Annotated in this window: 17 protein-coding genes; 7 read left to right on the top strand and 10 right to left on the bottom strand. The window is 32.7% G+C overall.

The features are described from left to right. The 8 genes from WC223_06875 to WC223_06840 form a co-directional block, all read right to left on the bottom strand. Window positions 1-1,252: phospho-sugar mutase (locus tag WC223_06875; protein ID MFA6923961.1), on the bottom strand; the 1,252-nt coding region annotated here is incomplete at its 3' end. A 65-nt stretch (window positions 1,253-1,317) separates the two neighbouring features. Then, window positions 1,318-2,187: a dTDP-4-dehydrorhamnose reductase gene (gene rfbD / locus WC223_06870; protein ID MFA6923960.1), complete on the bottom strand. Its 870-nt coding sequence runs from the start codon at window positions 2,185-2,187 to the stop codon at window positions 1,318-1,320. Window positions 2,188-2,220: 33 nt separating this feature from the next. After that, a complete protein-coding gene (locus tag WC223_06865; protein MFA6923959.1) occupies window positions 2,221-3,159 on the bottom strand; it encodes a UDP-glucuronic acid decarboxylase family protein in 939 nt (312 codons plus the stop codon). Window position 3,160: 1 nt separating this feature from the next. Next, a complete protein-coding gene (locus WC223_06860; protein ID MFA6923958.1) occupies window positions 3,161-4,483 on the bottom strand; it encodes a UDP-glucose/GDP-mannose dehydrogenase family protein in 1,323 nt (440 codons plus the stop codon). Between the two features lie 275 nt (window positions 4,484-4,758). Further along, window positions 4,759-5,556 carry an acyl-ACP--UDP-N-acetylglucosamine O-acyltransferase gene (gene lpxA, locus WC223_06855; GenBank protein MFA6923957.1) on the bottom strand — a complete coding sequence of 266 codons (798 nt, stop codon included), beginning with the start codon at window positions 5,554-5,556 and terminating at the stop codon, window positions 4,759-4,761. 3 nt (window positions 5,557-5,559) lie between these two features. Continuing rightward, window positions 5,560-6,954: a bifunctional UDP-3-O-[3-hydroxymyristoyl] N-acetylglucosamine deacetylase/3-hydroxyacyl-ACP dehydratase gene (locus WC223_06850; GenBank protein MFA6923956.1), complete on the bottom strand. Its 1,395-nt coding sequence runs from the start codon at window positions 6,952-6,954 to the stop codon at window positions 5,560-5,562. A gap of 256 nt (window positions 6,955-7,210) precedes the next feature. Further along, window positions 7,211-8,239, bottom strand: a complete 1,029-nt coding sequence (gene lpxD / locus WC223_06845; protein ID MFA6923955.1) for a UDP-3-O-(3-hydroxymyristoyl)glucosamine N-acyltransferase — start codon at window positions 8,237-8,239, stop codon at window positions 7,211-7,213. A 128-nt stretch (window positions 8,240-8,367) separates the two neighbouring features. Continuing rightward, a complete protein-coding gene (locus WC223_06840) occupies window positions 8,368-9,594 on the bottom strand; it encodes an HD domain-containing protein (protein ID MFA6923954.1) in 1,227 nt (408 codons plus the stop codon). 120 nt (window positions 9,595-9,714) lie between these two features. Here WC223_06840 and WC223_06835 point away from each other — a divergent pair, with 120 nt between their 5' ends. The 7 genes from WC223_06835 (at window position 9,715) to WC223_06805 (ending at window position 18,202) form a co-directional block, all read left to right on the top strand. Further along, complete coding sequence (locus tag WC223_06835) at window positions 9,715-11,277, top strand: response regulator (protein MFA6923953.1); 1,563 nt, start codon at window positions 9,715-9,717, stop codon at window positions 11,275-11,277. 149 nt (window positions 11,278-11,426) lie between these two features. Then, complete coding sequence (locus tag WC223_06830) at window positions 11,427-12,503, top strand: cytochrome c peroxidase (protein ID MFA6923952.1); 1,077 nt, start codon at window positions 11,427-11,429, stop codon at window positions 12,501-12,503. Window positions 12,504-12,612: 109 nt separating this feature from the next. Next, on the top strand, window positions 12,613-12,828 hold the full coding sequence (locus tag WC223_06825) for a hypothetical protein (protein MFA6923951.1): 216 nt from the start codon (window positions 12,613-12,615) through the stop codon (window positions 12,826-12,828). Further along, entirely contained in the window at window positions 12,825-13,139 is a 315-nt protein-coding gene (locus WC223_06820) for a type II toxin-antitoxin system RelE/ParE family toxin (GenBank protein MFA6923950.1), read from the top strand. Before WC223_06825 ends, WC223_06820 begins: the two co-directional genes overlap by 4 nt. 131 nt (window positions 13,140-13,270) lie before the next feature. Further along, window positions 13,271-14,437: a sigma-54 dependent transcriptional regulator gene (locus WC223_06815; protein ID MFA6923949.1), complete on the top strand. Its 1,167-nt coding sequence runs from the start codon at window positions 13,271-13,273 to the stop codon at window positions 14,435-14,437. 295 nt (window positions 14,438-14,732) lie between these two features. Beyond that, the gene (locus WC223_06810; protein ID MFA6923948.1) at window positions 14,733-14,954 is read left to right on the top strand and encodes a DUF2795 domain-containing protein; all 222 of its coding nucleotides are present in this window, start codon (window positions 14,733-14,735) and stop codon (window positions 14,952-14,954) included. Between the two features lie 239 nt (window positions 14,955-15,193). Further along, a complete protein-coding gene (locus WC223_06805; protein MFA6923947.1) occupies window positions 15,194-18,202 on the top strand; it encodes a M1 family metallopeptidase in 3,009 nt (1,002 codons plus the stop codon). A gap of 81 nt (window positions 18,203-18,283) precedes the next feature. Here the strand turns inward: WC223_06805 and WC223_06800 are convergent, their stop codons facing one another. Beyond that, window positions 18,284-21,433: a gliding motility-associated C-terminal domain-containing protein gene (locus WC223_06800; GenBank protein ID MFA6923946.1), complete on the bottom strand. Its 3,150-nt coding sequence runs from the start codon at window positions 21,431-21,433 to the stop codon at window positions 18,284-18,286. Between the two features lie 602 nt (window positions 21,434-22,035). Next, a partial coding sequence (locus WC223_06795; protein MFA6923945.1) for a gliding motility-associated C-terminal domain-containing protein occupies window positions 22,036-22,297 on the bottom strand: 262 nt, incomplete at its 5' end.

The following is a 22,297-nucleotide window of genomic DNA, read 5'->3' as shown; positions in this document are numbered from 1 at the left end:
AAATTACAGCATCTTTATCTCTCACAAAATCACCGACAAGATAACCATAACTTTCTTCGCCGCCGCAGATAAAGGTTTTGCTGCCTTCATTTTGTTTTATTATATCGGCAATAAATTTGAAACCTGTGAGTACATTAATGCATTCAACTTTATTTTTTTCGGCAATATCAGCAAACAATTGTGATGTAACAATTGTTTTAACAATAAATTCTTTTCCTGAAATTTTATTTTTTTCTTTCCATCCATTCACAATATAATAAACAAGCAGCGAGCCGGTTTGATTTCCATTTAAAAGAATGAAATTATTTTTATTGTCTTTAACAGCAATGCCAACTCTGTCGGCATCGGGGTCGGTTGCAAGTACAACATCAGCATCAATTTCTTTTGCTTTGTTGACAGCCATTTCCAAAGCGGAAGGTTCTTCTGGATTCGGAGATTTTACTGTCGGGAAATTTCCGTCGCTGAGCATTTGTTCGGGAATTGTTATGATATTTTTAAAGCCAAATCTTTTCAAACATTCGGGAACTAACCTCACACCGGCACCGTGAAGCGGAGTATAAACAATTTTTAAATCACTGCATTTTTCAATTGATTCGGGATGAAGTGAAAGTTTTTTTACTTCGTTCAAATAAATATTATCATTTTCTTCACCTATAATTGTAATGGTTTCGGGTTTCTTAGAAAATTTAACATCGTCAATTGATTTAATTTTCTGAACTTCGGCAATAACATTTTTGTCATGAGGATTTATTAATTGTCCACCATCCGACCAGTATGCTTTGTATCCGTTGTACTCTTTGGGATTGTGTGATGCGGTAATTACAATTCCACTCTGGCATTTTAAATGTCTGATTGTAAATGACAGAACTGGAGTAGGTCTCAGCGATTCGAACAAATAAACTTTGAAATTATTTGCAGAGAAAATATCAGCGGATATTTGTGCAAACTCCTTGCTATTATTCCTGCTGTCGAATGCGATTGCAACTTTTATTTCAGTATTCTTATAAACCGATTTCAAATAATTTGCAAGTCCCTGAGTTGCCATTCCGACCGTGTAAATATTCATGCGATTTGTACCAACGCCCATTATTCCTCTTAAACCACCGGTTCCAAATTCCATGTCAGTATAAAACGAATCAATTAATTCGTTTGGATTATTTTTAATTAGAAATTCAACCTGCTTTTTTGTTTCTTCGTCAAAATTGCCTTTGAGCCAATTATTGGCTTTTTCGAGAATATTTGCATCAATCATATTTGTCTTATTTTGTTTTTTTTCTTTGCGTCTTTGCGACTTAGCGGTAAAATTTTTTTTTGATTTTATTTCAAATATTTTTCCACTGCCACTTTCAAACTGTCTTTCCAATCGGGAATAGTAATATTAAAATCTTTTTTAATTTTTGATTTGTCAAAAACACTGTAATTAGGGCGTTTTGCAGGTGTAGGATAATCTTTTGTTTCAATAGGATTAACTTTGCAATTTATTTTTGCAAGTTTAAAAATTTCAACTGCAAATTCGTTCCAGCTTGTAACACCTTCATTTGAGAAATTATAAATTTCAACTTTTTTTGGTATTTCATTTTTTACTTTACTGATGATATCTAAAATTACTTTTGCTAAATCGCCTGCATACGTTGGTGTTCCGGTTTGGTCGGAAACAACATTTATTTCACTTTTTTCTTTTCCAAGCCAAATCATCGTTTTCATAAAATTATTGCCAACAGTAGAATAAAGCCACGAAGTGCGAATGATAATTGCATTTTTTGTTTTTTTAATTATTTCATTTTCACCATCAAGTTTTGTTTTTCCATAAACTGAAACAGGATTTGTTTTGTCTTCTTCTGTATATGGCTTTACATTAGTGCCGTCAAAAACATAATCGGTGGAAATATGAATTAATTTGCAATTATATTTTTCGCAGAGTTCGGCAAGAAAAGAAGGAGCAACTGAATTAAGAAGTTTTGCAGATTCTTTTTCTGTTTCAGCTTTATCAACAGCAGTATAAGCTGCACAGTTAATTACAAAATCAATTTTATTATTTTTAAAAAATAATTCTAAATCTTTAAAATCAGTAATGTCTAATTCTACAACATCTGTAAAAATAAAATTAAATTTTTTATAATTTGTCGAAAGCTTTGTTATTTCGTAGCCAAGTTGTCCTTTTGCACCGGTAACTAAAATATTTTGCATTTTATATTTTTCTTACTACTTACGACTATAATCTTACGATTTTATTTTATTTTTAAAATACTCAATTGTTTTTACCAATCCCTCATTGAGTTGAATTTTGGGTTCCCATTTCAGGATTTTCTTTGCTAGTGAAATATCTGGTTTTCGCTGCATCGGGTCATCTTCGGGCAATGGTTCAAAAACTAATTTTGATTTTGAATTTGTGAGTTTCAAAACTTTTTCAGCAAGTTCGATTATTGTAAATTCATTAGGATTCCCAAGATTTACGGGTCCGATAAAAGTATCATCAGTATTCATTAATCTGAGCATTCCATCAATCAAATCATCAACATAGCAGAAACTTCTTGTTTGATTGCCGTCGCCGTAAATAGTGATATTTTCGCCTTTCAATGCCTGAACAATAAAATTTGAAACAACTCTGCCATCGTTGGGATGCATGCGTGGTCCATAAGTATTGAAAATTCTGCCGATTTTTATTTTTACATTATTTTGATGCTGGTAATTCATAAAAAGAGTTTCTGCGCATCTTTTACCTTCGTCGTAACAAGCTCTTGAGCCGATTGGATTTACATGTCCCCAGTAGTCCTCTTTTTGCGGATGCACTTCTGGGTCGCCGTAAACTTCGCTTGTTGATGCCTGTAAAATTTTTGCCTTTATTCTTTTTGCAAGACCGAGCATGTTGATTGCCCCCATCACTGATGTTTTAACGGTTTTAATTCCGTTGTACTGGTAATGTATCGGTGATGCCGGACAAGCAAGATTGTATATTTCGTCAACTTCAATGAAAAAAGGCATTGTAACATCGTGGCGAATCAGCTCGAAATACGGGTTATTCAATAAATGAACGATATTGCTTTTGTCGCCTGTAAAATAATTATCAAGACAAACAACCTCGTTGTTTTCATTTAAAAGTTTTTCGCAAAGATGTGAACCGAGAAAACCGGCACCACCGGTTACTAGTATTTTTTTCATTTTATTTTGTTTTTATTCCTATGCAGAAATAATCAAATCCCAATTCCATCATTTCGTTTTTATCATATATATTTCTTCCATCAAAAATAACAGGTGTTTTTAAAAGTTTTTTTATTTCTTCAAAATCAGGAAAGCGAAATTCTGTCCACTCGGTAACTAACAACAAGCAATCAGCATCTTTCAATGCTTCATATTGATTATTACAAAATTCAATTTTATTTCCGAGCAAGCGTTTGGCTTCTTCCATTGCAACAGGGTCATAAGCTTTAACCTTACAACCTGCATTCAGCAGCTTTTCAATTAATACTAACGATGCAGCTTCACGCATATCGTCGGTTTGCGGCTTGAATGATAATCCCCACAATGCAACGTTTTTCCCCTGAATTTGATTATTGAAATATTTTTTTAACTTATTGAACAATATTGATTTTTGGGCATCATTAACTTCTTCAACTGCTTTTAAAATTTTTAAATGATAATTATTTTCTTCGGCAATTTTGATTAATGCTTTCACGTCTTTAGGAAAACATGAACCTCCGTAACCTATTCCGGGATAAATAAATTTAGTTCCTATTCTTGAGTCACTTCCGATACCTTTTCTTACCATATTTATATCGGCGCCTGTTATTTCACAAATATTTGCAATATCATTTATAAAACTTATTTTAGTTGCTAATATTGCATTTGCAGCATACTTGGTCATTTCGGCAGAAGGAATATCCATAAATATAATCGGGTGTCCGTTTAATACAAACGGTTTATAAAGCCGGTACATTATTTCTTCTGCTTTTTTAGATTCTACACCTATAACAATTCTGTCTGGCTTCATAAAATCTTCGATTGCTGCACCTTCTTTCAGAAATTCTGGATTTGATGCAATGTCGAATTCGTAATTTACATTACGTTTTTTAATTTCATTACTGATTGCTTCTTTTACTTTTTCGGCAGTGCCAACAGGAACTGTACTTTTAGTAACTATTACCAGATACTTGTTCATATTTTTGCCTATTTCATTGGCAACACTCAAAACATGCTTCAAATCCGCACTTCCATCTTCATCGGGAGGAGTTCCCACGGCAATAAAAATTACATCAATGTCATTTATAAATGATTTTAAATCTGTTGAAAAATTCAATCTTCCTTTGTTCATGTTTTTGCTTACAATTTCATTTAATCCGGGTTCATAAATCGGAAGGATTCCTTTTTTCAGATTATTTATTTTCTTTTCATCAATATCAATGCACACTACGTCAATACCAACATCGGCAAAGCAGGCACCTGTAACCAATCCTACATATCCTGTTCCTACAACTGCAATTTTCATAAAAAATGTTTTTTTAATAATTTGGGTAAAATTAATAGTTTAAAGTTTAATGTCTAAAGTTTCGGAATTTTGTTGTTAGTTAAATTCAATATTTAAACTTCGTGAACTTTGTGTAAACCTTTGTGTTCTTTGTGATAAAAAAATATAACCACAAAGTTAACAAAGAAAATTTCACAAAGGACACAAAGAACTATATTTGATTAGCGGTACCATTTTATTATTGACTAATGACTCTTTTAACTACAAACAACAAACATTTTAAACAACAAACTTTTTTATTCTTTGTCTGTATTTTTTCTGTTGTATCCTTTCATAATACCTCTCTTGGAATTATTTATGAAGGCAATTATTTCATCTCTTTCGGGAGTAGCTGGCAATTCGGCTTCGATAATGGAAATTGCCTGTGAAGTATTATAACCTTTAAGGTATAAGAGGCGGTAAATATCCTGAATTTCTTTTATTTTTTCGGGGCTAAAACCTCTTCTTCTGAGCCCGATGGAATTAATTCCTACAAAAGACAATGGTTCTCGAGCTGCTTTGGTGTATGGGGGAACATCTTTTCTGACTAATGAACCACCTGAAATAAAAGAATGTGTTCCGATACTTACAAACTGGTGAACTGCAACCATGCCGCCTATGATTGCCCAATCTTCAACAGCAATGTGGCCGGCAAGAGTTGTAGCATTTGAAAGAATACAGTTATCTCCCAGAATACAATCGTGTGCAACGTGAACATACGCCATTATAAGGTTATTATTGCCTATAACTGTTTGATAGCTTGCTTTTGTTGCCCTGTTTATTGTTACAAATTCACGAATAGTGCAATTGTCACCTATAATTACAACGCTGTCTTCACCTTTAAATTTTAAATCCTGAGGAATGGCAGATATAACAGTGCCCGGAAATATTTTACAATTTTTCCCGATTCTTGCTCCTTCCATAATTGTAACATTAGAACCTATCCATGTGCCAGCTCCAATTGATACGTTTTTGTTAATAGTAACGAAAGGTTCTATTACAACGTTGTCTGCAATATTTGCTTGCGGGTGAACGTACGAAAAAGGTTGATTCATTTTCTATGATTTTTTTAATATTTGAGCTAATAATTCTCCTTCTGTTACTATTTTATCTCCCACATAAGCAGTTCCTTTCATGTGACAAATTCCTCTTCGAAGTGGAGATAATAATTCCATTCTCAAAATTAAAGTATCGCCGGGAACAACTCTTTGTTTGAATTTTACATTGTCTATTCTTAAAAAGTAAGTTAAATAATCATTGGGGTCGGACACTCTGCTTAAATAAAACACTCCTCCGGTTTGCGCTAATGCTTCTACCTGCAATACTCCTGGCATTACAGGCTCATTTGGAAAATGACCTGTAAAAAACGTTTCATTCATAGTAACATTTTTCAAACCCACAACATGAGTATCACTCATTTCAAGAATTTTATCAATTAACAAAAATGGAGGACGGTGGGGCAGAATTTCTTTTATTTTATTTATATCATATAAAGGTGGAGTGTTAGGGTTATAGGAGAATTCAGTTTTTGTTGTTTTTTCTTTTTTTATGTGTTGTTTTATTTTTCTTGCAAACTCAACATTAGAAGCATGTCCGGGGCGCATGGCAATAATATGTGCTTTAATTGGTGTTCCTATCAGAGCTAAGTCACCTATTATATCCAGTAGTTTATGTCTTGCCGGTTCGTTGTGATTATATAGTTTTATATTATTTAATATTCCTTCACCTTTAACTTCAATTTTTGTTTTTCCGAATAATTTGGCTAAATGGTCGAGTTCATCAGCAGTAACAGCTTTATCAACAATTACAATAGCATTATTCAGGTCGCCGCCTTTAATTAAATTATTACTCAGTAAATATTCCAATTCATGAAGAAAAACAAATGTTCTGCAATTTGCAACTTCATCTTTAAATTCGGAAAGATTGTTTAATGATGCGTGCTGACTGCCCAATACCGGTGAGTTATAATCAATCATAACCGATATTCTGAATTTATCACTTGGTATTGCAGTTATTTCAACTTTTCTGGAAGGGTCAGTATAATTTATGATTTTTGTGAGCTCAAAATATTCCTTTTCGGCATTTTGTTCTTTTATACCTGCTTTTAATAAAGCGTTTACAAATGACTTTGAACTTCCTTCCATTATAGGCATTTCCACACGGTCAAGTTCAATAAGAATATTATCAATACCTAATCCTGAAATTGCTGCCAAAGTATGTTCAATTGTACTCACTCTTACTCCGTTTTGTTCGATGCTCGTTCCTCTGGAAACATCTACAACATTATCAATATCAGCAATGACAATAGGTTTGTTTTCAATATCCACCCTTTGAAATCTATATCCGTAATTTTCGGGAGCAGGTTTGAAAGTAATGGTTACATTCTCACCAGTGTGCAAACCCACACCGGAAATTGTTACGGGCTCTTTTATGGTTTTTTGCTTTTCGCTCATTAAATGATAATTATTTATGGTTTGCAAAATTAAAAAAAATACAGTTAAAGCAAATATATTTTGATAAATAAATAAACATCATGATTATTAGCTGTATGAAACTTGAAGAGTTTGTTGCTTAATAAACACTGGTCAATAGTCATTAGTCATTGGTAAAAAGGCAGTTCATGTGTTATATGGAACTAATAAAAGTTCTGTGATACTGAAACTAGTTTGTGGTTTTTATTTAATGACTATTGACCAATAACTAATAGAATTATTTTTTATTATTTGTTATTTTTTCAATGTCTGATAAGCGTTTTTCAATATCGGGAAGTTTTCTGAAGTAAACATATGATTTTTTATAATTGCAAATATCAAATGCAGGTGAGCCTTGAATTATTGCATCTTCTTCATCTATGCTCGAAGCTATGCCCGACTGGGCGGCAATTTTTACTCTGTCGGCGATGTTTAAATGTCCTACTATTCCCACTTGTCCTCCTATCATGCAGTTTTTTCCGATTTTTGTTGAACCGGCAATACCGGATTGCCCTGCAACCACAGTATTTTCACCAACTTCAACATTGTGTGCTATTTGAATAAGATTGTCAAGTTTTACACCTTTACGGATTATAGTTGAGCCTATTGTTGCTCTGTCAATTGTAGTATTGGCACCTATTTCCACATTATCTTCAATGACAACATTACCAATCTGGCAAATTTTTGTGTTTTTGTCATCTGCAGTTGAGAAGCCAAATCCGTCAGCTCCGATAACCACTCCGGCATGTATAATGCAATTTCTACCAATTATACAATCGGGATATATTTTTACTCCTGCATGTATTACTGAATTTTCCAGAACCTGAGCATTATCACCTATATATGTGTTCGGATATATTTTTACATTTTTCCCGATTTTTACATTATTTCCAATGTAAGCAAATGCACCAATGTAAACATCTTCTTCAACGAAGGCATTTTTGGAAATGTATGACGGCTGTTCAATTCCTGTTTTATTGTATTTGTTTTTATTATATACATCAAGCAGAATGGCAAAACTTTTATATGCATCGTCAACTTTTATTAGTGTGGTTGTAATTTCTTTTTCAGGAATGAATTCTTTATTAACAATCACTATTGATGCGGTTGTGGTATAAATGTGTTGAGTATATTTGGGATTTGCAAGAAAAGATATAGAACCCGCTTTTCCTTCCTCGATTTTTGTTAAACTCGATACTTCAACATCAGGGTTGCCTTCTATTTTTCCATTTAACAACTCTGCCAACTTCTTTGCTGTATATTTCATCAATTTTTTTCGGTTTGTTATTTTTCCTTTATCAAAAGATAATGCAAGATAAAATTTAATAAAATAATCACAATAAACTTTTATTATCTTTTATTAACAACTTTTAAAATATTAAAAAAGAAACAAATTTAGTGAAAATTTATATAACAAATAAAATATTTCTTAATTATTTTCGATAACACATCAACATTAAGTTGGTCGGAAGCTTCGGTTATATCAAGTATATTATCGTTTTTTAACAATATATTTATTTTGTCTTTTTGTGGAAAATAAATATTGCTCTCAATAAAATCAGAGAAAACAAAATAATCAATAAAGCTATCGTCAACTTTAATGATTTTTTTTACTTTATTTTTTATCTGCTCAAAATATTTTTTTTCAAAAACATTATTCTGAAGTTCTATTTTGTAAAGCACCCTATTTATAAGGTTTTTACAAAGCATTGATAAAATTTTATCATCATGTTTGGTCCATACTTTTATTGAAGAAAAAATGTCATAGTCGTCAAGTTCGGTATATTTCTCAATGATTGTATCGTTTTTTTTAAATGATTGTTTGTTTATTTCATTGTAAAGAAAATTCGAAAAAACCGGAGTTGCAAATAAATTATCTCCGTTTTTTGCAAGCTCCTTGGCTCTTTTTAAAATTTTTAAAACCATGTATTCAGCAGAAATGACTGTTTTGTGTAAGTAAACCTGCCAATACATCAGCCGGCGTGCAATGATAAAATTTTCAATTGAATAAATGCCTTTATAATCAACTGCAAGTTCATTATTTTTTACATTCAGCATTTTAATAATTCTTTCGGTGCCGGTAACACCTTCAGAAACGCCTGTGAAAAAGCTGTCTCTTCGCAGATAATCCAATCTGTCCATGTCAAGCTGACTCGAAACCAATTGATGTAAATATTTTTTATGATATTTGTTTTTAAATATTTTTATTGCAAGCTCAAGCTTGCCGTTAAATTCATCATTCAGCTTATTCATTAATATTTCCGAAATTTCTTCATGCTGAATTCCTTTTATTATTGAATTTTCCAAAGCATGTGAAAAAGGTCCGTGCCCTATATCATGAAGAAGAATAGCAATTTTTGCAGCCAGTGATTCTTCATCGGAAATATTATGCCCTTTTGAACGCAGGACATCAATTGCTTGTGTCATCAGGTGCATGGCTCCGATTGCATGACTGAATCTTGTATGCAATGCGCTCGGATAAACAAGGTAAGTAAGTCCCAGTTGCTTTATTCTTCTGAGACGCTGAAAATAGCGATGTTCAATAAGGTCGAAAATAATATCGTCGGTGATATTTATAAATCCGCAAACAGGGTCGTTAATTATTTTTCTTTTATTTTTAATAATTCCACTCACAATTGATTAATTTTGTATTTTAAAAAACATTCCAATATTAATACTTTTTTTTAGTTTAACATAATATAATGTTAGTTCTATAATGTTTTATATATATAAAAGTAAAATCTGTATATGGAAAAAGTAACTGTATTATGGGCTGATGATGAAATTGATTTGCTGAAGCCGCACATATTATTTTTAGAAGATAAAGGTTATGAAGTGCACACTGCCACAAACGGCAATGCTGTCATGGAAATTATCAAAAAACATGATTTTGATATAATTTTTCTTGATGAAAATATGCCCGGATTAACAGGTATCGAAACACTTGTAAAAATAAAAAACCTGCATCCGAATCTGCCTGTCGTAATGATTACAAAAAGCGAAGAAGAATCAATAATGGAGGAGGCAATAGGTTCCAAAATTTCGGATTACCTTATAAAACCCGTGAACCCAAATCAAATACTTCTTGCAATCAAAAAAAATCTTGAAAACAAAAGATTAATTGTTGAAAAAACAAATTCTGCTTATCAACAGGAATTCCAGAAAATAGGAATGCGGCTGAGTGAAAATCTTAATTACAATGAATGGATTGATATTTATAAAAAAATAATTTTCTGGGAACTTGAATTTGATAATGCAAAAGATGAAAGCATGGTGGAAATTCTGAAAATGCAGAAACTTGAAGCGAATAATCTTTTTGCTAAATTTTATGAAAAGAATTATCAAAGTTGGTTGAATGGTAAAGCTTCAGATATTCCTGTGCTTTCGCCAACATTAATCAGAAAAAAAGTAATTCCTCTATTGTCATCCGAGAATCCCGTTTTTTTTATTTTAATTGATAACCTTCGTTATGACCAGTGGAAAATATTGCAGCCGGTTATAGAAGAAACTTTCAGAGTAGCTGAGGACCAGCTTTATTTCAGCATTTTGCCTACAGTTACACAATATGCGAGAAATAGTTTGTTTGCCGGATTAATGCCTTTTGAAATTCAAAACTTGCATCCTCAGTATTGGTTAAATGACGAAGAGGAAGGAACCAAGAATAGCTTTGAATCGGAATTGCTCGGTGAACAGCTTAAAAGAATTACCGGTAAAGAAATAAAATATTCATATAACAAAATTCTAAATTATACAGCGGGAAGTAAGTTTTCGGAAAATATAAATAATCTTTTTAACAATAAACTTAATGTATTAGTATATAATTTTGTTGACACGCTTTCTCATGCTCGAACAGAAATGGAAATTATACGTGAGCTTGCAAAAGATGAATCGGCATACCGCTCAATAACTTTATCGTGGTTCGAACATTCTCCGCTTCTCGAAATATTGAAGCAACTTGCAGGAAAAAAATTAAACATAATAATCACTACCGACCATGGTTCCGTATTTGTACATAATGCCGTGAAAGTTTTGGGCGACAGAAATACAACCGCAAACCTCAGATACAAGCAGGGAAGAGCTTTGCAATACAATAAAAAGGAAGTTTTTGAAATAAGAAATCCTCTGGAATTTTATCTTCCTAAAACCAATATTTCTTCTTCTTATATTTTTACGAGAGGTTATGATTTTTTTGCTTATCCCAATAATTACAACCATTACGTAAATTATTACAAAAATACTTTTCAGCACGGTGGAATTTCAATGGAGGAAATTATGATACCGGTTATAACTTTAAATGATAAATAAGATTGAAAGGCACCTCTAAAAACTGCAAACTTCTTCGTTGCACTCGAATTTTAAAACCTCATTTACTAAATGTAAACTCTGTTTTAAAATTCTCATGTGCCTCGAATTTTATTGTTTTTAAAAATGCCTTAAATTTAGAAATAATATATTTGTTTTTATTTTTTATTCTCGGGTTTAGTCTTCAATCATGCAAAAAAGAAAAATCTCTTGAAGAATACAAACCCACACCTTATATAATTACAATCCCAAATTTTTTTCCTACTCAATTGAACATTCCTTCAGATAATCCGATGACAGTTGAAGGTATTAAATTAGGAAGATATTTATTTTACGAAGGACGACTTGCAGGCAGAGACCATCCTGATTCGCTGATGTCATGTTCTACCTGCCATATTCAATCCCATTCATTTGAAAACGGAACTGGCTATGGATACGGAGTTACAGGAATTAAAACGCCGCACGTTATGCTACCGTTTATTAATCTTGCATTTAACAGCAATGGATATTTGTGGAATGGCAGTGTTTATATGCAAAATCCAATCGCAAATAAACAAAATCTTGAAGATATAATTTGGATGGCAATTACCGCTCCGCATGAAATGTTCAGCGATACCAACAGGGCAAAAGAAATGCTCCAAAACATTCCTATGTATCCCCCTTTGTTTAAAAATGCCTTTGGTTCGGAAATAATTACAATCAAAAATGCGGGAAGAGCAATAGCACAATTTTTAAGAACATTGATTTCTGCAAATTCAAAGTTTGATAAATATCTGAGAGGTGAGGAAAATCTTACTCCTTCTGAAATGAATGGTTATGTGATTTTTAATACCGAAAAAGGTGATTGTTTCCATTGTCACGGAACAATTTTATTTACAACAAATTTATTTTATAATAATGCTAAAGATACTGTTTTTACTGATACGAGGGACAGATATCATGTTACCTTTGTTTCAAAAGACATAGGTGCATATAAAGCAACAACTTTGCGAAACATAGAACTTACAGGTCCATACATGCACGATGGCAGATTTACTACTTTGCAACAGGTAATTGACTTTTACAGCGAAGGATTGAAATGGTCGCCGTATGTTCACCCTTTGATGAAAAAAGTTAATGATGGCGGTGTTCAACTTACAGCTCAACAAAAACAGGATTTAATTGCATTCTTAAAAACACTTACAGATAATACTTTTATTAATAATCCTGATTTTGCAAATCCTTTTTAAAGCAGTCGGTTAAAAGCTTTACTAAACTTTGAAAGTTTACTAAAGCTTTGTTATTTTGCAGTGAAAAACAAAAACACTATCTTTGTTTTAAAATTTAATTCGCTTTTTTATGATACAATATAATATTACAATTCCCGAAAACAAAGAAAATATTTTCATTGAAATTATGAAAAGTTTAAACTTTGTTAAAAAAATCTCTAAAAAAGAAGAATATATGCTTTCTGACAAACAAAAAGCCATTCTTAATAAACGCCTCGATAATTATAATCCTGACAACTTGCTCGACTGGGATGATGTCAAAAAAGAAATTGAAAAGGGGTTATGAAAAGAAATTACAAACTGAAATTCGAAAAAGAAGCCAGAGCGGATTTGACCAATAGTATTAAATGGTACAACGAGCAAAAGGAAGGGCTTGGTAAATACTTTTTTAACGAGGTTAATATTTTTCTTGATTTTATAAAAAGCCATCCAGATGCATGCGAACAAAAACATAGAAACGCCCGTTTCCTGCCTTTGAAAAGATTTCCATTTGTTATTATTTATACTGTTGACGATTCTCTTAAAATTATTAATATTGTTGCTGTTTTTAACACATACCGAAATCCGGATAAATACAAAAACCGTATTAATGATTAATATTATACAGTTTATTATGAAATTATTGTGAGAAAAGAATCATTTTTTTAAGAATCGAAAATACTTGCTATTGGTTTGGTATTAAATTGCGAACCACTTCCCAACTTTAAAAACTTAACAAACTCAATAAAATGGAAAAAATCCTCATAATTGATGATGAAAAAAGCATTCGCAATACAATCCGCGAAATACTCGAATATGAAAAATTTGAAGTTGACGATGCGGAAAGCGGAATGCAGGGCATTGAAAAAATAAAAAATGAAAAATACGATGTTGTACTTTGCGATATCAAGATGCAGAAAATGGATGGCATCGAAACGCTTGAAAATATTATTAAAATTTTTCCCGATATTCCCGTTATAATGATATCGGGACATGGAAATATTGAAACAGTTGTGGAATCAATAAAAAAAGGTGCTTATGACTATATAGAAAAACCCATTGATTTGAATCGTTTACTTATTGGTGTTCGTAATGCTTTGGACAAATCAACTTTAATTTCGGAAACAAAAGTTCTGAAGAAAAAATGTTATCAGACAAATGAAATAATAGGGCAATCACCGGCAATTGCAAAAATCATGGAAATGATTGATAAGGTTGCTCCCACAGATGCAAAAGTTTTAATTACCGGCGATAATGGAACAGGAAAAGAACTTGTTGCACGATGGCTGCACGAAAAAAGCAACAGAGCTAACAGTCCGTTTGTTGAAGTTAATTGTGCCGCAATTCCTTCCGAACTTATAGAAAGCGAATTATTTGGTCATGAAAAAGGTTCTTTCACATCGGCAATAAAACAAAGAAAAGGAAATTTCGAACAGGCAGATAACGGCACTTTGTTTCTTGATGAAATCGGCGACATGAGTTTATCGGCACAGGCAAAGGTTTTAAGGGCATTGCAGGAAAATAAAATCATGAGAGTGGGAGGCGAGAAAGAGATTATGGTTAATGTGAGAGTTATTGCAGCAACAAATAAAAATCTAAAAGAAGAAATTGAAAAGAAGAATTTTAGAGAAGATTTATATCACCGCATCAGTGTAATTGTTATTGATGTTCCTTCACTTAATCAACGAGAAGAAGACATTCCTTTGCTGGCAAATCATTTTCTGAAAGAATTATGCGAAAACCAGGGAAAACCTTTAATGAAATTCAGTGACGATGCTTTTGCCGAAATGCAAAAAATTAATTGGACAGGAAATGTACGTGAATTAAGAAATGTGGTTGAACGATTGATAATATTATGCAATAAAACTATTACAGGGAAAGATATTCAGCTTTATGCACAGCCGCTAAAGAAATAAGTTTAAAATTTCCTGTTGTTAATAATTGCATAGTATCAGTCATTGAGTTACTAGTTAAAACAGCAAATTATAAATATTTTTAACTTTTTGATTAAAAATGCAAGACCTTGCCAAACAGCCGTTTTAAATGATACCATATTATAAGTATATTGCAAACAGTGGTTTTATGTATTAATTATACAAAAAATATACTTTGTATAAAAAAAATGCATACTTGCCAATAATATTTTGAAAAAAGCTTGACTTTTTGATTTTAAATTATTTACTTTTGCCGAAATTATAAAAAAAACATTTTATGTATTGGACTTTAGAATTAGCTTCAAAATTAGAAGACGCACCGTGGCCTGCAACAAAAGACGAGCTTATTGATTTTGCTCTCAGGTCGGGAGCACCAATGGAAGTTATTGAAAACTTACAGGAACTCGATGATGAAGGTGAAGTTTACGACAGTATTGAAGATATTTGGCCTGATTATCCTACAAAAGAGGATTTCTTTTTTCATGAAGACGAATATTAAATTGTAAAATAATATAGACGGTACATGAGGTTGGTTTTAAAAATCAACCTCTTTTTTTAAATAATCATTATAAAAGATTAATTTACGAAATTTTGAACATACTAAAAATATGTTTTGCCACCAAATCTCAAAAACACGAAAATACACCAAAGTAATTTTTATGTTTTTTATTTTTTGGTGTTATTTGGTGTTTTGGTGGCGTTTTTTTATAAAAATAAACACACAATTATTTAAGAATTATGAATTCAATAGTGAAGTATACTGCATTGCTTTTATTAATATTTTTTTTTAATAAAACTTTTTCGCAGAAGTATTTTCAGCAGGAAGTGAATTACACAATCTGTGTTAAACTCAATGATGTCAATCATGAGCTTAGTGGATTTGAAAAAATTCAATACATAAATAATTCTCCAAATACATTGGAATATATTTATTTTCATTTATGGCCCAATGCATATAAGGACAATACCTCTGCGTTGTACAAGCAATTGCTGAAAAGCGGAAATTTTAAATTATATGAAGCAAAACAAGAACAATTGGGATATATTGATAGTATTGATTTTAAAATTAATAATGAAAAAATAAAATGGAAATATGATTCTTTAAATATAGATATTTGCAAATTGATTCTTGATAAATCATTGAAAAGCGGCGACACTATTATCATATCAACACCTTTTCATGTAAAAATTCCTGACGGAAAATTTTCGCGTTTCGGACATGTAAGCCAATCTTACCAGATAACTCAATGGTATCCAAAACCCGCTGTGTACGACGCAAACGGATGGAACCAGATGCCCTACCTCCATCAGGGTGAATTTTATTCCGAATTCGGAAGTTTCGATGTAACCATTACTTTGCCCGAAAATTATGTCGTTGGTGCTACCGGCGATTTGCAAAATGAAAGCGAAATTGAATGGCTCACAAAAAAAGCTGAAGAAACACAAAAAATAATTTTTTTCAACAGAAATGATATGCAGTTTCCTCCATCTTCAAAAAATACAAAAACTATCAGATATATTCAGAAAAATATTCACGACTTTGCATGGTTTGCCGATAAAAGATATAATGTGCTGAAAGGACAAATAAAACCACCTGATTCGGAAAGAAAAGTTACATCATGGGCGATGTTCACTAATGCCGAAGGAAATCTCTGGCGAAAGAGCATTGAATATATTAACGATGCTATATATTATTATTCATTATGGGTTGGCGATTATCCCTACAATAATATTACCGCTGTTGACGGAACAATAAGTGCCGGTACCGGAATGGAATATCCGAACATTACGGTAATAGGAACTTCCGGAACTCCATTTGTTTTAAGGGAAGTTATTGTTCATGAAGTTGGTCATAACTGGTTTTATGGAATGCTTGGTTCAAATGAAAGAAAAAATCCGTGGATGGATGAAGGCATAAATTCATTTTATACATTGCGATACATTGAAAATACTGTTGGAGGAAAACTCACAGACATGCTCGGGTTGCCCGAAAATATTGCAAGAGTTACTGATTTATGGAAATATAAAGTTGCAAAATATGATGAATTAACATACTTAATAACCGCTTTAACAAATACTGACCAGCCCTTGAATAGTCCCGCCGAGTGCTACACCACATATAATTACGCTGCTGATGTTTATTCAAAGGGCACTATTGCCATGAGGTATTTAATGACTTACATGGGAAAAGAAAATTTTGACAAAGCTATGCACCTGTATTTTGAGGAATGGAAATACAAACATCCTTCTCCTGAAGATTTCAAAAAAATAATTACCAAAAATACAACTCAAAACCTCGATTGGTTTTTTAACGATTTGCTTAACACAACAAAAAAAATTGACTATAAAATTTCTTCTTTGAAAAACGAGGGTGACAGTTCGATATTAAAAATAAAAAATAAAGGACAAATTGCAGCACCATTTTCGATTACATCATATTCCTCGAAGGATACTGTGGAAACAAGCTATTATGAGGGTTTCACAGGTAAAAAGAAATTCACTTTGGCGAAAAATAATTTTGCTCAATTTAAAATTGATGAAAATGAAATAATTCCCGACATCAACAGAAAAAATAATTCCATAAAAACAAAAGGTATTTTCAAAAAATCAAAACCAGTAAAGTTTAATTTTATTGGAAGCATTGATAATTCCGATAAAAGACAGGTTTTTTATTTTCCGGGAATAGGAATAAATAATTATGATAAGTTTATGCTCGGTGTTACGCTTTATAATCATTTATTATTCCAGAAGAAAACCGAATACACTTTAGTTCCCATGTATAGTACTGGTACTAATGAATTATCGGGATGGGGAAATATTAATTATAATTTATTTCCCGCTCAAATTTTTCAGAACATAAAATTCGGATTGTCATTTGCAAAGTATACATATTCTTACGAGCCACTATTGAAATATTATAAAATTGAACCCGAATTTCTTTTTGTTTTTAAGAAAAGAATTCCTACATCAGATTATACACATTCTTTAAAATTAAGAAATATAAATATTACAAAAGATGTTTTTGTATGGAACGGTGATGAAAAAGAAATGGAGAAGAAACAACAGGAACTTATGTTTAATGAAATTATTTATTCATTTGAAAACAGTAATTCACTGCATCCTTATGTATTGAGTTTAAAAACCCAGCAAAACGTAGATTTTATTAAAAGTTCACTTGAATTTAAATACAGGTTGACATATAATAAAAAGAAAAAAGGGTTGGATTTGCGGTTTTTTGCAGGTGCTTTTTTGGAGCAGAAAAAAGTTTATTACGGTAATTATAATTTCCGTATGAACGGACAAGCAGGTTACGAAGATTACACTTTTGATAATTATTATTTAGGTCGTTCGGATTATAGCGGTTTGGCTTCGCAGCAATTCACCGAAACTGATGGCGCTTTTAAAATCAATACTCCCATTGGGCAAACGAATGACTGGCTTGCATCATTGAATGTTAAAACTTCAATTCCCGGAATTTTGCCTCTTAAATTATATGCCGACATCGGCACTTATTCACACGCAGGAAAATTATTCCCCGATTCAAAAAAAATAATATATAATGGAGGCATTGATTTAACTGTAATTCCAAACATTTGTGAGGTTTACTTTCCCGTATTCTGGTCTTCCGATATCGAAAACCAAATGAAAGCAATAAATTCGGTAAAATATTCAGAAAAAATTCGCTTTACTCTTTATTTGAACAGCATGAATTTCTTCGATTCATTGAAAAATATAAAATTTATGTGATAATAAATAATTTAAAAAAAAGAGAAATAAAAAATTATTTCTCTTTTTTTATAATTTTTGAAGCATTTACGCATCAAGCATTTACCTTATTAAAGTCAAAAATCCGTGGAATTCATATTCAACCATATCTTTACCTTTAGCACTAATTATATAGTAATACGTTCCGTCTGACATTCCGTCTTTTGTCCATTGTTTTCCGTCCCAGCCCTTGTCAATATCGCCCGTTTCAAACAACTTATTTCCCCAACGGTTGAATATCATCATTTTGAAATATAAAAACTCCCCTTCGTATTTAACCTTGTATTTGTCGTTTATGCCGTCATGGTTTGGTGTAAATACATTGAAAACTTCAAGTTTCGTAGGTGTTACAACTTCAATAATTAAAGAATCTTTTGATGTGCATCCATCTGAAGAAGTTACAGTAACATATATTGTATAAGTACCATCATGTTCGTATGTATGAGTAGGACTTTTCAAATTACTGTAAGTAGTATCGCCAAGGTTCCAGTTATAATTAGAACCATTGGTTCCATTCCAGTCGTAAATAAATTTATGGGTAATCACATCAAAATATTTATCGGCAGTTGCATCACCATCAGGGTTGATTATTTGGTTACCAATGGTTTTGTTCACTGCGCTTGTTGTAGTACATCCTAATGAGTCGGTAACGGTTACAGAGTATGCGCCTTCATGAATATTATTAAGACAATTTGAAGAACTACCTGATATATTCCATGAATAAGTATACCCCTGTCCTGGTGTTCCGCCACTCGGACTTACACAAACCTGCCCATTTCCACTTCCGCATATTTCGTCAAATCCGGTTATACTTGCACTAATCGGAGGGTCAACTTTTACTACTGCCGTATCAATATTTGTACAGCCATTTCCATCTGTTCCTGTTACTGTATATATAGTGGTTACATCAGGAGTTACATTATTGGCATTTCCGTTAAGATTGCCCGGCACCCATGTGTATGTGACACCTCCCGTTGCAATTATAGTTGCACTTTTCCCGTTGCAAATATAATTTGATGGTCCGTTTGCTGTAATTATTGGATCCGTATAAATTGAAACTGTCGCAGAATTAGTATTTGTGCAACTATTTGCATCGGTTCCTGTAACAATATAAGTTGTGATGATTGTTGGGCTAACAGTTATAGTTGAACCATTTTGAGTAGGAATGGTATTCCATGTATATGTGTCCCCACCACTTGCTGTTATTGTAGTTGCTTTTCCCGCACACGTTGAGTTTCCTGTTGTTGTTATTTTAGGGTCAGGATTAATTGATACAACTGCTGAAGCCGTATTTGTACAACCATTTGTCCCATCAGTTCCGGTAACAATATAAGTCGTGTTAACTGCTGGCGTAACATTTATATTTGAACCATTTTGAGTAGGGTTGGTATCCCACGTATATGTAACCCCCCCACTTGCTGTTATTGTAGTTGATTTTCCTGCACACGTTGAATTACCTGTTGCTGTTATACTTGCCTGATTAATTGTTACAACTGCTTGTGATGTACTGGCACAACCATTTACATCTGTTCCCGTTACAAAATACGTTGTTGTTATTGTTGGGCTAACAGTTATTGTGTCATTATTCGAAGTAGTATCCCACGTATATGTTGCTCCTCCTGTAACGGTTACTATAACAGACTGTCCTAAACATACCGAATTTCCTGTAGCGACGATATTGGGCAACGGGTTGACTGTAACAACGGCAGAATCTGTATTAGTGCATCCACCTGCATCTGCTCCCGTTACATAATATGTTGTTGTTATTGTCGGGTTAACAGTTATTGTATCATTTGTACCGAAAGGATTCCATGTATAAGTATTTGCTCCGGTAACAATAATAGTTGCCGACGCTCCTGCACATATTGGCGTGTTTCCAGATATTGCAATAGGTGGCGTTGTTCCAATATTTACAACAACCTGAGCTGAAGCAGTATTTGTACATCCCGCTCCTTGTGTTCCTGTAACGGTGTAAGTGGTTGTTATTGTCGGGTTGACTGTTATTGAACTGGTTGTTTCAGAATTATCCCATGTATATGACACGCCTCCGCTAACCGTTATTGTTGCAACCAACCCATCGCATACGCTTGCCCCCTGAACAATCAGGTTCGGGTCGCGGCAAGGGTTGGCACACCATGCTGCCCAAAAGTAAGTTTCGGGGACACCAGTTATAATTTCATTACTATTTACAGTTTGCCTGTTGCCAATTTCAAATCCATCGGGTATAAATTGTTGTATTAAATTATCTTTATTGGTATATTTGAAAAAATAGTGAGATACATCGCCACTATCGGCTAAGCTTCTCCATATCGGTACTAATATTTGCATAGAATCAGGAATTCCGGGAGGACTTTGATTTGGCATAAAAGTATGGTCAAATACTACATAAGGGTCACAGCCAACTCCTGTAATCTGGCGATTGTCTGTACCATCTCCTGCATAAGTTCCCATGTTAAAATAATTTTGGCGAATTTTGTTTGCCCAATAGTAATAGGTAACTCCTGCCTCATTCATAAGTATTCCCGTGCTGTTTCCGAAAGGAGAGGTGGTGTCCGCAACTTCAAATCCATCTGTTTCAGGATTTCCCATCGCTCCAATCTGCCATGTTTGCGTTTTAGCTTGAGCAGCGGTAGAACTACCCGAAAGCAAACCGTTAATATCTGCATAAGCTCTTGCCAATGTATATGTTGGTGCAGGAAGAGAATCGTAGTTATACAAATAAAAAGGTATATTAAGTGCTTTGTTTGGCACTATTACTACATAATCCATTCTTCCACAACCCAATCCTGTTATGTGTTGCTTGTAACCCAATGAATGAATTCCGTCTCCCACATAAGAGCCAACTTTTAGAGTATTATCGGCTTTGAATGCCACCCAGCTATAATTTGTACCGAGCCCGTTTACACTGTCATTTACAACTGTAAATCCATCGGGGTCTAAAGAAGTAATTGCAGTTGTTTCCATTGCTACTAAAGAAATAACACTTTTCGATTCGTTTGCCGGCATTGATGAAAATTTATAATATGTGCCGTTTATCCCATTTTGGCTTTTTATCATTACCACATCGGGCTGAAAGCCGATACCTGTTATGGAATTGGATGCACCGGTACCTATGTATGAGCCCGCATTTATTTGATGTTGTGCGTTTGTGCTAAAAGTAAAAAAGAAAAATAAAACGCTTAAAGTGGCAAAAAAAGATTTAATATTTTTCATAATTTTTATGATGTTTATTTAGTTAATAGTTTATGTTTAAATAGTGCTTGAATTTTGGTTTTACAATTCTTTTTGTTGATAATTGGGAATAAGTCATATGATACTTTTCTTAATTCTTTTACAAACATTTTATAGATAATAAAGACAAAAAAAATATTAATAAGTTGCAAAATTCATAAAATAATTTATCAACATAAAATTGAGCGGACAAAAATAAAAAATTTTAGCAGAAAAACAATAATTTAATTTAATAATTATTAATACGAATCACAAGGTTAAAAATAACATTACCCCCAAGACATATATTTCTTGATGACTAAAATCTAATTTATCACTTTTGCTTTGCATAAGTTTTTGTTTTTGGTTTGTGCCACACAGTCCATGCCAATTCGCCTATCATTCTATGCTCATTCGCTACAAACAAAATTTCTGCAAGTCAAAAAATATAAAAACCCCAAATTTGAATAAAAACAATCAAATTCGGGGTAATTTAATGTTTATAAATCTTCTGTATTATTTGTAAATATTAATGTTTTTATTTTAGCTAACTACCCCTCAGTAAAAAGGATAAATGCTAAAAGTTTATGAACTTTAAACTTTTTTCATTTTATAACACTCACCCTTCCGATAAATTCATGCTTTGGTCCATCGAGTTCTTTTACAATCACTCTGTAAACATAAACACCTACCTCAACCAAATCGCCTGTGTTGTTATACCTTCCGTTCCAAGGACTGTTTAAATCATTGGTTTTGTAAATCAATTCTCCCCAGCGGTTAAAGATGAGCATCGTGAAGTTGCTTGGGTCAATACGGTATCCTTGCGGAATGAATCCTTCATTCAGCAAATCTTTATTCGGACTGAAT

It is taken from the genome of Bacteroidales bacterium, from assembly GCA_041671145.1.
Lineage (GTDB): Bacteria > Bacteroidota > Bacteroidia > Bacteroidales > JAHJDW01 > JAQUPB01.
Note: the sequence above shows the minus strand (reverse complement) of the source record. Positions and strands in the feature narration are given on the sequence as shown.